The sequence below is a fragment of the Faecalibacterium sp. BIOML-A1 genome (assembly GCF_009679715.1).
In the GTDB taxonomy this organism is placed as follows: Bacteria; Bacillota; Clostridia; order Oscillospirales; family Ruminococcaceae; genus Faecalibacterium; species Faecalibacterium taiwanense.
Genome location: NZ_WKZJ01000012.1, coordinates 20,518 through 32,862 on the forward strand (window position 1 = coordinate 20,518; position 12,345 = coordinate 32,862).

10 protein-coding genes are annotated in these 12,345 nt (G+C 58.4%); 4 read left to right on the forward strand and 6 right to left on the reverse strand.

What is annotated here, in order from left to right:
- Positions 1 to 270: 270 nt before the first annotated feature.
- Both GKG36_RS11965 and thrS read left to right on the forward strand, forming a co-directional pair.
- Positions 271 to 1,539, forward strand: a complete 1,269-nt coding sequence (locus GKG36_RS11965) for a chloride channel protein (RefSeq protein WP_154256462.1) — start codon at positions 271 to 273, stop codon at positions 1,537 to 1,539.
- A 365-nt stretch (positions 1,540 to 1,904) separates the two neighbouring features.
- Positions 1,905 to 3,689, forward strand: a complete 1,785-nt coding sequence (thrS, locus tag GKG36_RS11970) for a threonine--tRNA ligase (protein WP_154260922.1) — start codon at positions 1,905 to 1,907, stop codon at positions 3,687 to 3,689.
- Positions 3,690 to 3,825: 136 nt separating this feature from the next.
- On the opposite strand, the gene GKG36_RS11975 is transcribed toward thrS, so the two are convergent.
- A complete protein-coding gene (locus GKG36_RS11975; RefSeq protein WP_154260925.1) occupies positions 3,826 to 4,347 on the reverse strand; it encodes a hypothetical protein in 522 nt (173 codons plus the stop codon).
- A gap of 297 nt (positions 4,348 to 4,644) precedes the next feature.
- On the opposite strand from GKG36_RS11975, the gene GKG36_RS11980 reads away from it, so the two are divergent.
- Entirely contained in the window at positions 4,645 to 5,565 is a 921-nt protein-coding gene (locus GKG36_RS11980; protein WP_097774179.1) for a sugar phosphate nucleotidyltransferase, read from the forward strand.
- Between the two features lie 319 nt (positions 5,566 to 5,884).
- Here GKG36_RS11980 and GKG36_RS11985 read toward each other — a convergent pair whose 3' ends face one another.
- From GKG36_RS11985 to GKG36_RS12005, 5 genes are all read right to left on the reverse strand, one after another.
- Complete coding sequence (locus tag GKG36_RS11985; protein ID WP_154260927.1) at positions 5,885 to 8,185, reverse strand: GGDEF domain-containing protein; 2,301 nt, start codon at positions 8,183 to 8,185, stop codon at positions 5,885 to 5,887.
- A 199-nt stretch (positions 8,186 to 8,384) separates the two neighbouring features.
- Entirely contained in the window at positions 8,385 to 9,488 is a 1,104-nt protein-coding gene (locus GKG36_RS11990; protein WP_154260929.1) for a putative ABC transporter permease, read from the reverse strand.
- A 36-nt stretch (positions 9,489 to 9,524) separates the two neighbouring features.
- Positions 9,525 to 9,704: a DUF6472 family protein gene (locus GKG36_RS11995; protein WP_097777082.1), complete on the reverse strand. Its 180-nt coding sequence runs from the start codon at positions 9,702 to 9,704 to the stop codon at positions 9,525 to 9,527.
- The gene (gene trmB, locus GKG36_RS12000) at positions 9,697 to 10,473 is read right to left on the reverse strand and encodes a tRNA (guanosine(46)-N7)-methyltransferase TrmB (protein ID WP_154260931.1); all 777 of its coding nucleotides are present in this window, start codon (positions 10,471 to 10,473) and stop codon (positions 9,697 to 9,699) included. The genes GKG36_RS11995 and trmB overlap by 8 nt, the downstream gene beginning before the upstream one ends.
- Positions 10,474 to 10,642: 169 nt before the next feature.
- Entirely contained in the window at positions 10,643 to 11,830 is a 1,188-nt protein-coding gene (locus GKG36_RS12005) for an alanyl-tRNA editing protein (protein ID WP_154260934.1), read from the reverse strand.
- A gap of 23 nt (positions 11,831 to 11,853) precedes the next feature.
- Here GKG36_RS12005 and GKG36_RS12010 point away from each other — a divergent pair, with 23 nt between their 5' ends.
- Positions 11,854 to 12,174, forward strand: a complete 321-nt coding sequence (locus GKG36_RS12010; protein WP_101956509.1) for a hypothetical protein — start codon at positions 11,854 to 11,856, stop codon at positions 12,172 to 12,174.
- The last annotated feature ends 171 nt before the right edge of the window (positions 12,175 to 12,345 follow it).

Sequence of the window (12,345 nt, forward strand, 5' to 3'; positions counted from 1 at the left end):
TCGAGCGGCCAAACGGTCTGCGAAAGCAGATGGAGGGGCCTCGCCCCGACAAACTCCCTTTGTTCTCCTTTTTCCTTTTTTCTGATCCGACTCAAAAGCCCCGCTTCTGCGCACAAAGAAGCGGGGCTTTTGGCATTTGTTTTACCGGGCATGTAAAAGTTGTATAATATCCTTTGCCATTCTTTGGTTGACATTGATAGAAAAACATGTTATGTTTTGGCGCATATAGACAAAATCAGATCGAAAATAAGAGAGGTGCGGGGAAGAAACATGTGGAAAATAAAGGAATGGTTCCTGCATTATAAGGAAGCGATCCGGGTCTCGCTTCTGGCGCTGTTCCGGTGGACGCTTCTGGCTGTGTGCACCGGCGTGCTGTGCGGCGGCATCGGAACGCTGTTCCATCTGGCAGTGGAATGGGTGACCGAGCAGCGCGCAGAGCAGGTCTGGCTGCTATGGCTTCTGCCTGCGGCGGGCATCGCCATCACGGCTCTGTATAAGGCGACGGGCTGTGTCGGCAAGGGTACCAACGATGTGCTGCGGGCCGTGCAGGACGGCAGCTCGGTGACGCCGTGGCTGGTCCCGGCCATCTTTCTGGGCACTGTGCTCACCCATCTGTGCGGCGGCTCGGCCGGCCGCGAGGGCGCAGCGCTGCAGATGGGCGGCAGCATCGGCTGGAATATCGGCCGGGTGCTGCACTTCAACAATCATGACTGCCGCACGGCTACCGTGTGCGGCATGGCGGCATTTTTTTCGGCGCTGTTCGGTACACCGCTGACCGCGACCCTGTTTGCGATGATGGTGGTGGATGTGGGTCTGATGCTGACCGTGGCCTTCGTGCCGGGCTTTCTGGCGGCGCTCATTGCATACAGCATCTCGCTGAAGGCCGGCATTGCGCCCACACGGTTTGTGATGGAAGCGCCGCCGCTGGATGCCCGGACGGTGGTGCGCACCGCCGTGCTGGCCATGTGCTGCGCGGTGGTGGCGGTGATTTTCTGCCAGATGCTGCACTTTTTTGAGCATGAGATCCCCAAACTGCTGCCGAATCCGTGGGTGCGGGCTGCTGCAGGCGGTGCGGCTGTGGTGGCACTGTCCTACCTGATGGGGGTGGGCCGCTATAACGGTGCCGGCATGGATGTCATTATGGATGCCGTTGAGCTGGAGCAGGCTCTGCCGTGGGACTTTGTGTGCAAAATGGTGCTTACAGTGCTGACCCTGAGTGTGGGCTTCAAGGGCGGCGAAGTGGTGCCGAGTTTTTATATCGGCGCAACGTTTGGCTGCGTGGTGGGGCCGCTGCTGGGGCTCCCGGCGGGCTTTTCTGCTGCAGTGGGTCTGGTGTGCGTGTTCTGCGGGGCGACCAATACGCTGGTGGCTTCCATTGTACTGGCGGCTGAGCTGTTCAGCGGGGCCGGGTTTGAGCTGATGGCGCTGGCCTGCGGCCTGAGCTATATGTTCTCCGGCTATCACAGCCTGTATTCCAGTCAGGGATTCCGCACCAGCAAGCTTTTTTCGGAATTCCTGCAGCCGAAGGAAGAAAAATGAAGAAAAAATTTCATGGCTGCGTCTCTTGATTTTTTCGGCGGGACGTGCTACAATCAGCGTAGTTTCATCCTGTAAAAGCGATGATGCGGACAAACTGAGTTCCCGTTTCTCCATGACCCAGAGAGGGCTGCCCCGCAAGGGTGCTGCAAGCGGCCTGCCATGTGCCGGAGCTCTACCACCGCAGAGCGCAGAGGAGAACCTCTGCCGGGTGCGCCCGTTACAGCACAGCGAGTGGCACGCAGAGGCGTGCAATTCGGGTGGAACCGTGGAACGTTTCTGACTTTTTCAGGCGCTTCATCCCGTGAGTAAGTGTGCGGGATGAAGCGCTTTTTTGTTTTACTTTATCTGTCAAAGGAGCAAACATTATGAAGATCATCTATAAGGACGGTCATGTGGACGAGTGCCCGCAGGATCAGGAACTGCACGTTATCCGCCACACCGCAGCCCACATCATGGCGCAGGCCATCAAGCGCCTGTATCCGCAGGCTGATTTCGCCTTCGGCCCCGCTACCGAGAACGGCTTCTACTACGACGTCGATCTGGGCGACCAGAAGCTCAGCGACGAGGATCTGGCAAACATCGAGAAAGAGATGCGCAAGATCGTCAAGGAGAATTTGCCCATCAAGCCCTTCATCCTGCCCCGCGCCGAGGCCGTGAAGCTGATGGAAGAGCGCAAGGAGAACTACAAGATCGAGCACATGGCGGATCTGGCCGAGGAGACCGAGTTCAGCTTCTTCCAGCAGGGCGAGTACGTGGATATGTGCATCGGACCCCACCTGACCTACACCAAGGCGCTGAAGGCCTTCAAGATCACCCAGCAGTCCGGCGCATACTGGAAGAACGACAAGGAAAACAAGATGCTCACCCGCATCAATGGCGTGGCCTTCCGCAATCAGGAAGAGCTGGATGCTTGGGAGAAGGAGCAGCAGGAGGCCCGTGAGCGCGATCACCGCAAGATCGGCAAGGAAATGGGCCTGTTCATGACCGACGATCTGGTTGGCCGCGGCCTGCCCATGTTCCTGCCCGCAGGCTACACCGTCTGGCAGGAGCTGGAGAACTATATCAAGGAGAAGGAGCGTGCACGCGGCTACCTGCACGTTATGACTCCCTGCATCGGCACTGTGAACCTGTATAAGACCTCCGGTCACTGGGATCACTACCGTGAGAACATGTTCCCCGCCATGGAGATGGAGGGCGAGAGCTATGTTCTGCGCCCGATGAACTGCCCCCACCACATGATGATCTACGCAAATCGTCCCCATTCTTACCGTGACCTGCCCATGCGCATCGGTGAGATCGCCCACGATTTCCGTTACGAGTCCTCCGGCACCCTGAAGGGCATCGAGCGCGGCCGTCACTTCTGCCAGAACGATGCTCACCTGTTCTGCACCCCGGAGCAGATCAAGAGCGAGGTCGCAAACGTGTGCGACCTGATCTTTGAGGTGTACAAGGACTTCAACATTACCGATTACCGCTGCGTGCTGAGCCTGCGTGATCCTGCCGATAAGAAGAAGTACCACGACGATGATGCCATGTGGAACCATGCAGAGCAGGCCCTGCGCGAAGTGCTGACCGAGCTGGGCATCCACTTCACCGAGGAGATCGGCGAGGCTGCCTTCTACGGCCCCAAGCTGGACGTGAACGTCAAGCCCGCCGTGGGTGCCGAGTACACCCTGTCCACCTGCCAGCTGGACTTCTGCCTGCCCGCAAAGTTCCACCTGACCTACGTGGACAAGGACGGCACCGAAAAGACCCCCGTGGTGCTGCACCGCGCCATCCTGGGCTCTCTGGACCGCTTCATGGCTTACCTGATCGAAGAGACCAAGGGCAAGTTCCCCACCTGGCTGGCTCCCACGCAGGTCAAGGTGCTGCCCGTCTCCGAAAAGACGCTGGACTACGCCGAGGGCGTGACCGAAAAGCTGGTGGAAGCCGGTGTCCGTGTTGTGCTGGACGACGACAACCAGAAGATCGGCTACAAGATCCGCGAGGCACAGCAGGTGGACCGTGTGCCTTATATGCTGGTTCTGGGTGCCAAGGAAGCCGAGGCAGGCAACATCTCGGTGCGTGACCGCAAGGGCGAGACCACCACGATGGAGCTGGATGCGTTCATCGCAAAGGTGACTGCCGAGATCCGCAACCGCAGCCTGTAAGCAGACACTGCAAAACACAAAGCGCCGCTTTCCCGGCAGGGGAGAGCGGCGCTTTTTTTGCTGCAGCGAAACGCCAAAGGCCGCTGCTCAAATGGAAACAGCGGCCTTTGGCGTTGGATGCTTTACAAAAAGGAAATCAGGCATTTTCCTTCTGGACGCTCTTGACGGCCAGAGCCTTGGCGGGCTTCATCAGCAGCACACACACGCCGTTGAAGAGAACGGAACCCACGATGAAGGTGATGAAGAACTGGGGCAGGTGGGTGGCCAGAGCGGTGGTGTCGATGCAGGCCACAGTCAGGTAGGCAAAGCCCACGTTGTTCAGCACCTTGGGTGCGTAGGGGTGCAGGATGATGAGGATGAACAGCACCACGGCCAGCGGGATGAGGAAGCCGAAGAAGCCGCCCAGCACCGGGGTCAGGGCCGTGATGGAAAGCAGAGCGATCACAGTGAGGATCAGGCCCACAAGACCACCCAGCTCAACGGTGACGAAGCGATCCTTCACATCGCCTTCCAGCGTGAACATCATGATATTGCTCAGAAAGATCAGCCAGCTGTACTCCAGGCCGGTCACATGGATGATGGCATTGGCGATCAGGATCCACAACAGCAGCATCAGGCGGAAATACAGCAGAAAGCGCTTGGTAACGGCTTCGTTCATGATAAAATACCTCTTTTCTTGATCGTATTGGAAAGCTTTGCTTTCACTAAAGGACACTTTTTGACAGGTAAAACCTGCATTGATGCCGCCATTATACAATATTTACATGGCAAAAACAATACTTTTGCAAGAATAAATTGCATATTTTGGAAATTTTAACTTGCGGAACGAAGGGACGATTGAAAAATGGCAGAGCGAGGCGGAGCCATTTCAAATTGTTTTTCTGTCCAAAATGGAGTATAATGAGACAATAAATATTCTGCCGCGGCTGCGGCTCAGATACGGGAGGAACCTTATATGAACAAACCGGTACTGGTGGTCATGGCGGCTGGCATGGGCAGCCGCTACGGCGGCATGAAGCAGATCGACCCGGTGGGGCCGAACGGTCAGGTGATCGTGGATTATTCCCTTTACGATGCCCGCCGCGCAGGCTTTGAGACGGTGATCTTTGTTATCAAGCATGAGATCGAGGATGCTTTCAAGGCAGCCATCGGCGAGCGTGTATCCAAGGCCATGAACGTGAAATACGCCTTCCAGCAGCTGGATGAGCTGCCCGCAGGCTTTGCCGTGCCGGAGGGCCGTGTCAAGCCCTGGGGCACCTGCCACGCCGTTCTGGCTGCAAAGGACCTCATCGACGGCCCGTTTGCGGTCATCAATGCCGATGATTATTACGGCCCGGAGGCCTTCCGGGTGATGTATGATTACCTGTCCACCCACGAGGACGGCAGCTATTACGACTACTGCATGGTAAGCTATCTGCTCCGGAACACTGTCTCCGAGAATGGCAGCGTGGCCCGCGGCGTATGCGTGACCGAACCCGACGGCACTCTGCACAGTGTGACCGAACGCACCCGCATTGAAACGTACGAAAACGGCGTACACTTCACCGAGGACGGCGGCGCAAGCTGGACCGACCTGCCTGGCGATACCCCGGTGAGCATGAACCTGTGGGGCTTTGGCAAAAGCTTTCTGGACGAAGCCGAGCAGCGCTTTGCGGGCTGGCTGACCGAAAATCTGCCTAAAAACCCGCTCAAGTGTGAGTATTTCCTGCCGCTGGTGGTCACGGAACTGATCGAAGAGGGCAAGGCAAAAATTCAGGTGCTGCGCAGCACGGATAAATGGTACGGCGTTACCTACCGTGAGGACAAGCCGCTGGTGGTGGAAGCCATCGCCCGCAAAACGGCAGAGGGCCAGTACCCGGAAAATCTGTGGGCCTGACCATCTTGACCATTTAGAATGGCCTCCGCGTGCGCTCTGGCCATAATCAGTGGAATTATTATTTTTATTTTGAACTCCAGAAAAATCTGCGGAACGTGTCGGGGCGAGGCCCCGCCATCTTGCTAAAAGCAAGACCGTTCTGCCGCTTGAAAGCCCCACTGGGGCTTTCATTGCTGCGCAAACGCGGATTTTTCTGGAGTTCTTTTTCACGGGGAGGGGGTCGAAATTGGCAAATGCTGCTGCCCGGCACAACTTTTCTGTAAAAACAAAAATCGGAAACGACCGCAGTCGTTTCCGATTTTTTTTAACGTTTAATCACTTATTTTGTCTGGGGAGGGGTAAGGGATGCCCCTTCATCCGAGAAGATCCAGAGCGTTTCATCGATATGAGAGCCACTCCTGGAGTAGGGTGTCACCTTGACGCGGAAGGTGGTGTCGTCGGTCTTTTTATAGGTGTGCTCCACGATGTCGCCGGTCAGGACCTTGCTGCGGATATAGTTGTAGTCCAGCAGGTCCGCCAGACTCTCGCGGCAGGCGGGCTGCACCTGCGTATCACGGTACTGCTGCAGAACGGCGAGGAAAGAGCCGCCGGAGGTGTCCAGAATTTTCTGGAAATAGTCCGGGACGATCACGCCGCGCATACGGTCGGTCTTCAGATCCACAACGAACACGCTCTTGTACTTGGGGGCAAGGACCCGCAGAAAATGCTCGGCATCCCGCTTTTCGGTCAGGGTCTGCTCCAGCTTCTCGTTCAGGCCCCGCAGCTGGCGCTCCTGGCCGTTGCGGGCATAATAGGCCTGCTTGTCCTGCCGCATGGCAGCTTCGGCCTGATTCATGGCATCGTCCAGCCGGTGCAGGTCGTTGGTGCTCTGGATGCCCACCGAGATCTCATATTCCTTCTCGCGCAGGAAAGCACGCATCTTGTCCACAGCCACCCACACGCTGTAGGGCGGCTGGTTCGGGGTGAGGATCACGAATTCGTCACCGCCGATGCGGTAGATGCGGCTGGAAACAAAGAACTTGCGGGCCGCATTGGCAATGAAGCAGAGCATGGCATCGCCGCTGCGGTGGCCCAGATGGTTGTTGACCTCGTGCAGGCCCACCACATCGATGTAGGTGCACACCATGGAGTCGTATTCGCTGGACTGCAGCGTCCGCAGATCGGTCTCGAAGAGGCTGCGGTTCAGCAGGCCAGTCAGGGTGTCGTGGCTGTAGGAGAAGTCCAGCTCCTCGCTGAGATGGTCGGCCTGTGCATCCTCACGCACCACCACGGTGGCCCATGGGTTCTGGGCGCAGCAGTTGCGGCAGGGCAGAAATTCCATGGTGATCCACACGAACTGGCCGGACACGTTTTTGCGGAAGCGGTAGGCCTCCGGCTGCTGGGTGCTGAAAACAGCGGAGCGCAGGGTCTCCAGATCGGTCTGGTCGGTGAACATCTCCGCGTCGTCCGGGTGGATCACCTTGTTCGTCACCATGCGCTCACAGTAAGCGGCAAAGTCCTCCTCAGTGTCCGAACCCGCACCGGGCAGGCGCGGATCCCGCTTGATGACCCGGTATTCGCCGGTGGAAAGGTTCAGCAGAGAAAGCTCCAGCACATTGTCCGCAAAGATCTGGTAGGCCTGCAGCGCCAGTGCGGTCTGCTCGCTGTCGGAGATGGGTGCCCGGCGGTCACGGCACATCAGATCGCGGCGCATATCCCAGTAATCCTCGCTGTTGGGCTGGGCCAGCAGGGCCTCGGCATTCTCCACCGGCATGGGCTTGTAGAAATAATAGCCCTGCGTATACAGGCAGTCGGCGGCCTGCAGCATGGAGACCTGTTCCGGCGTTTCCACGCCCTCGGCGATGATGGGCAGATTCAGGCGGTGGGCCATATCCACCACCGATTCCACGATCTGCACGCCCTTGCTGCGGTTTTGCTGGTTCATGTCGATGAGCTTCATGTCCAGCTTGATGGCATCCACGTTGGTGTCCTTGAGCATATTCAGCGAAGAATAGCCGCTGCCAAAGTCGTCCATCATCACAGAGAAACCTTTGCGGTGCAGGCCCTGGATGGTGTTTTCCACCAGAGAAGCGTTTTCGGCCAGCATGGTCTCGGTGATCTCGGCCAGCAGGAGCTTGGGCTCCAGCTGATACTTTTCCACAAGGTTGGAGAAGATCTGCGGCACGTCCAGATTGACGATATCCACCACGGAAACGTTCACAGATACAGGCACAAGATTGCTGCCGCTCTCCTGCCACTTGTGCAGGGTCTTGCAGACAGACTCCCAGATATACTGATCCAGCTGGGTCACAAGGCCGGTGCTCTCCAGCAGGGGCATGAACTCAGACGGGGGCACGCAGCCGCGGGTGGGGTGGTTCCAGCGCACCAGTGCTTCCATGCCCACGATGGCGCGGGTCATGCTGTTGCACTTGGGCTGCAGAAAGAAGCAGAACTCGTGATTTTTCAGGGCGTGCTCCAGCTCGCTCAGCAGCTGACGCTGCTTCTTGAGACGGCTGAGCATGGCCGGAGTAAAGGGGTGCATACCGCCTACGGCCGGGCTGGGGTCTACCGATGCGATCTGTGCAAGTGCATCGGGTTGCGGTGCGCCGACATTTTCATTCAACTTCAGTTCTTCGGACATGATAAATCCCTCGCTGTTGGATGTTTTCGACAAAATATGGCATTTTAGAAAACAGTATAGCACGATTTTAAACCTTTGAAAATAGATATTTAAAACATTGCGACATTGCGGCAAAAAGAACGGAACGCCAGACGGGTCCGGAAGGCGGGGCATAAAAAGACCGCTGCATTCCTGTGCAGCGGTCTTTTGGGCAGCGGTCTCAGGCATCCTTGCGGGTGTCGGAGCCGTTTTTCTTCGGTTCTTCTTCGGGGCTTTCCCGGCGGGCAAGACCAAGGCGCAGGGCCTTGAGGGTGGTCTTTTTTACGCCATGCTTCAGGCCGGGGAAGGCGCGCAGCATGCGGCGCGGGCCAACGATGCGGGGGGTGCGCAGCAGCTGGGCCTGCATTTCATCGCTGCGGGCCTGCAGCTCCTCGGCCAGCTGTTCCAGACGCAGCAGCTCGGCAGCGCGCTCCATCGTGCCCTTGGCGGCCAGCTGTGCAGCCTTGGCGGCTTCGGCCGTGTTGAGCTTGGCGATCTCGGAAGCACGCTTTGCGGCCTCGCGGGCCTCTTCGGTCTTGGCACGGACGGCGGCCAGCGTTTCACGCAGGGCGTGCTTTTCCGGTGCGGCTTCGCGGGCCTCGGCGGCAGCAAGCTTGAGCTGCAGGCGCTGCTCGTCCAGCTTCTGGTCGGCGTTCAGGGTGGTGGTGCCCAGCAGCTGGGTCATGGCATCGCTGACGGCATGGATACTGTCAGCCAGCTGCTCCATGGCATCCAGCGTCTTGGCCAGACCGGAGGCGGCAAAGGCCGTAACGACTACGTCTGCCGCGTAGACTGCATAGAGCACACACATAACGACAAAGCCCACAAAGGGCGGGATCATATCCACAAGACCGGCGACGACCGGGTGGACGATGCGCATGACCACCAGCGTGCCCACGCCCCACAGCAGGCTGAATTCCAGACAGATGTAGCCGCCAATGTTGAAGGGAAAGTCGCTGTAGTCCCACCAGCGGGTGTGATAGAGCTTATACAGTGCCCAGCCGCCTACCAGTTCCAGCGCACTGGGCAGGATGACGCCGCCGATGTACAGCAGCAGGACGCTGTCCTGCAGAGGGGTCAGGGCGAACAGCACGATGATCATGCCGAAGCCGTAAATGGGGCATACCGGGCCGTTGAGAAAGCCGCGGTTCACCAGCTGACCGGTGGTGGCGGCGGCAAAGATGACCTCCAGACACCAGCCGGTGCAGGAATAAATGAGGAAGAAGGCCAGCACATGATACAGCGAAAAGCCGCATACTGTGGTGGTCGTGAGAAAGTTGAGCATAAAACACCTCCTGTGAGAATCAGGCTGCTGTGCAGGTCAGTTCTGTTTTTGTACGATCTTGTATTCATCGCCCGGCTCAAAGAACGGGCAGGCGGCCGTGCTGCGGGAAAGATAGCGGGCCATCTCGTCCTCGTCCAGACAGCCGCCCTGAGCACAGTACCAGCTGCCGTACTCGTCCTGCACATTGTTCAGGCAGATCTCGCAGGGGTCATTCATTGCCTTCGCCTTCCTGTGCGGCCTTGGCAGCAGCCTCGGCCTCGGCCGCTTCGCGGGCCTGACGCTTGAGGATCTTCGGCTCGATCCAGGTCACGCTGACGGGGTCCGGGTCCTTGCGGGCGATCAGGGCCTTGATCTTGATGCCCATTTCGGTGAACATGCCCTCGTGTTCGGTGCGGATGTTCCACTCCGGCTCGTTCTCATGGAGGTCAAAGGTCATCCACTCGATGTCGTAGCCGGAAGCGGGGAAGTATTCCAGACTGTCGCGGAACAGATCATCGTCGTCGGTCTTGAAGTAGATCTCGCCGCCGTCCTTGAGGAACTCACGGTAGTTGATGAGCTGGCGCGGGTAGGTGAGGCGGTGCTTGTGGGAAGAGCCGTTCTTGCTCCACGGATTGCAGAAGTTGATGTAGATGCGGCTGACCGTATCCTCGGCGGTAATGACCCCCTTGATGCGCTCGATGTCGGTGCTCATGATCTTCACGTTGTCGATGGGGCGGCCTGCAGCCTGATAGGCGGCTTCGATCTTGCGCTTGGCGAGGATGAGCACCTTATCGGTGATATCAATGCCCAGATAGTTGTTTTCCGGGTGGGCGCAGGCCAACTGGGAGATGAAGCCGCCCTTGCCGCAGCCCAGTTCCAGCACAAAGGGCTGCTCCGGGCGGGCGTACTGGGCGTGCCACCTGCCGCCCCAGATCAGCGGCTCGTGGACATGGAAATCGGCTGCCATCAGCTCGTCGTGGGCATAGGGTTTGAAACGCATTCTCATAGTTTGTTGTTCTCCTTAAAATTAACGTGGCTCGCCCTCTCAGGCGCTGACGCGCCAGCTCCCCCAAAGGGGGAGCCCTTGGCAAAGCCGGAAGGTTTTCCGTACTGCCAAAGCCTCTCCCTTTGGGAGAGGTGGCTTTGCGAAGCAAAGACGGAGAGGGCGAGGATGCTTACCGGTTTTGCTCCCGCAAAAATTCCTCCACCTGTTCCGGTGCAGCGGCGCAGCTGCCCTGACAGATGCCGGGCTTGCCGCCGCCGCGTCCGTTCAGGGCGGCGTTCAGGGCTTTGGTCAGGGCGCGCACATCGCCGTCTGCCTGCGCAATGCAGTAGCCGGTGCCCTTTTCGGTGGGGGTCAGGGCGGCGCAGAGACCGGTGGTGGCTTCGGTCAGGCGCACCGCCAGCCGGTGCAGGCCGTCCGGGTCAAGGCCGGGCACTGTGCGGATGGCATCCTCACCGGGGTTTGCCAGCTGGGCAAGTGCATCGAACAGCTGAGAACATACACCAAAGTGTGTAAACTTGAGCGCAGTATACTCATCGTAGACGCGATGCACCGCCACAGCGGTCTGGTCGGCCTTGGCCGAGAGCAGCGCCCCGATCTCTGCCTGCCGCTGGCGCATAGCCTGTGCAGCAAGCAATGCCCGCTGGCCGCACACCACGCTCAGCCGCACGCCGCCCTTGTAGTTCTCGCTGGCCAGAATTTTGATCTGTCCCACCTGTCCGGTGGTGCGGGTGTGAGTGCCGCAGCAGGCGCAGACATCCGCACCGGGAATGGTCACGATGCGCACCTGCCCTTCGATCTCCTTTTTGGAGCGGTAGACAAGGGCGGCAAGCTCCTCCCGGGTGGGGTAGCTGACCAGCACCGGCACATCCTGCCACACGATGCGGTTGGCGGCAAGCTCGGCTGCCTGCAGGCCCTCGGCAGAAATGGGCACGCTGGTGTCCATGCGCACAGCCTCGGAACCGATGTGGAAGCCCACGTTCTCGGCCCCGAACATCTGGTGCAGGATGCCGGAAAGGATGTGCTCACCGGTGTGCTGCTGCATTTTGTCAAAGCGCCATTCCCAGTCGATGCAGCCGGAAACGGCAGTGCCGGGAACAGCGCTTTCCGGCAGAGCATCCACGCTGTGCCAGAGGATGCCGTCATGCTCGTGCACATCGGTCACATTCAGCGTGGCACCGTCCGGCAGGGTCAGGGTGCCCCGGTCGGCAGGCTGACCGCCGCCCTCCGGGTAGAACACCGTGCCGTCCAGCGCAATGCGCCCGCCGCCGGTCTTTTCGTCCGGCTCTGCGGCAAGGATGACGCTCTTGCACTGGGTGCGGAAAGCGTCCTGTTCAAAGTATTTTTCTGTGCGCTGCATGGCGCGGGTACCTCCTGTTCAGGGTGCAGTTTGACGATTTAAAATGGCCGCCGCAGGCTCTGGCCATATTCAGCGGAAAATTTATTTTTATTTTTGCAGAATTGGAACGACTGCGGTCGTTCCAATTCTGCTTTTTCACGCAAGGGGCCGTAAAGGCCAACAACAAAAGAGATTTTACTGCATCTGCCGGTTTCGGCCCTTCTGGTGAAAATGCGTTTGGAGCGGCCCGCGTTTGCGCAGCAATGAAAGCCCCGGTGGGGCTTTTAAGCGGCGAGCGGTCTGCGTCAGCAGATGGCGGGGCCTTGCCCCGACAAGTTCCGCAGGCCGCGACAAACGCGAAATAAAAAATCTGGATTCCGCTGAACATAGCCAGAGCGAAAGCGGAGGCTATTTAAAATCGAAAAAGGGATACACACCCAGTTTAAAAATAAGTATACCACGTTTTTTGCCTGTGGAAAATAGTCTGCGGATATGTTATGATAAGAAACAACGATATTCCCATAAAATGTTAAAAA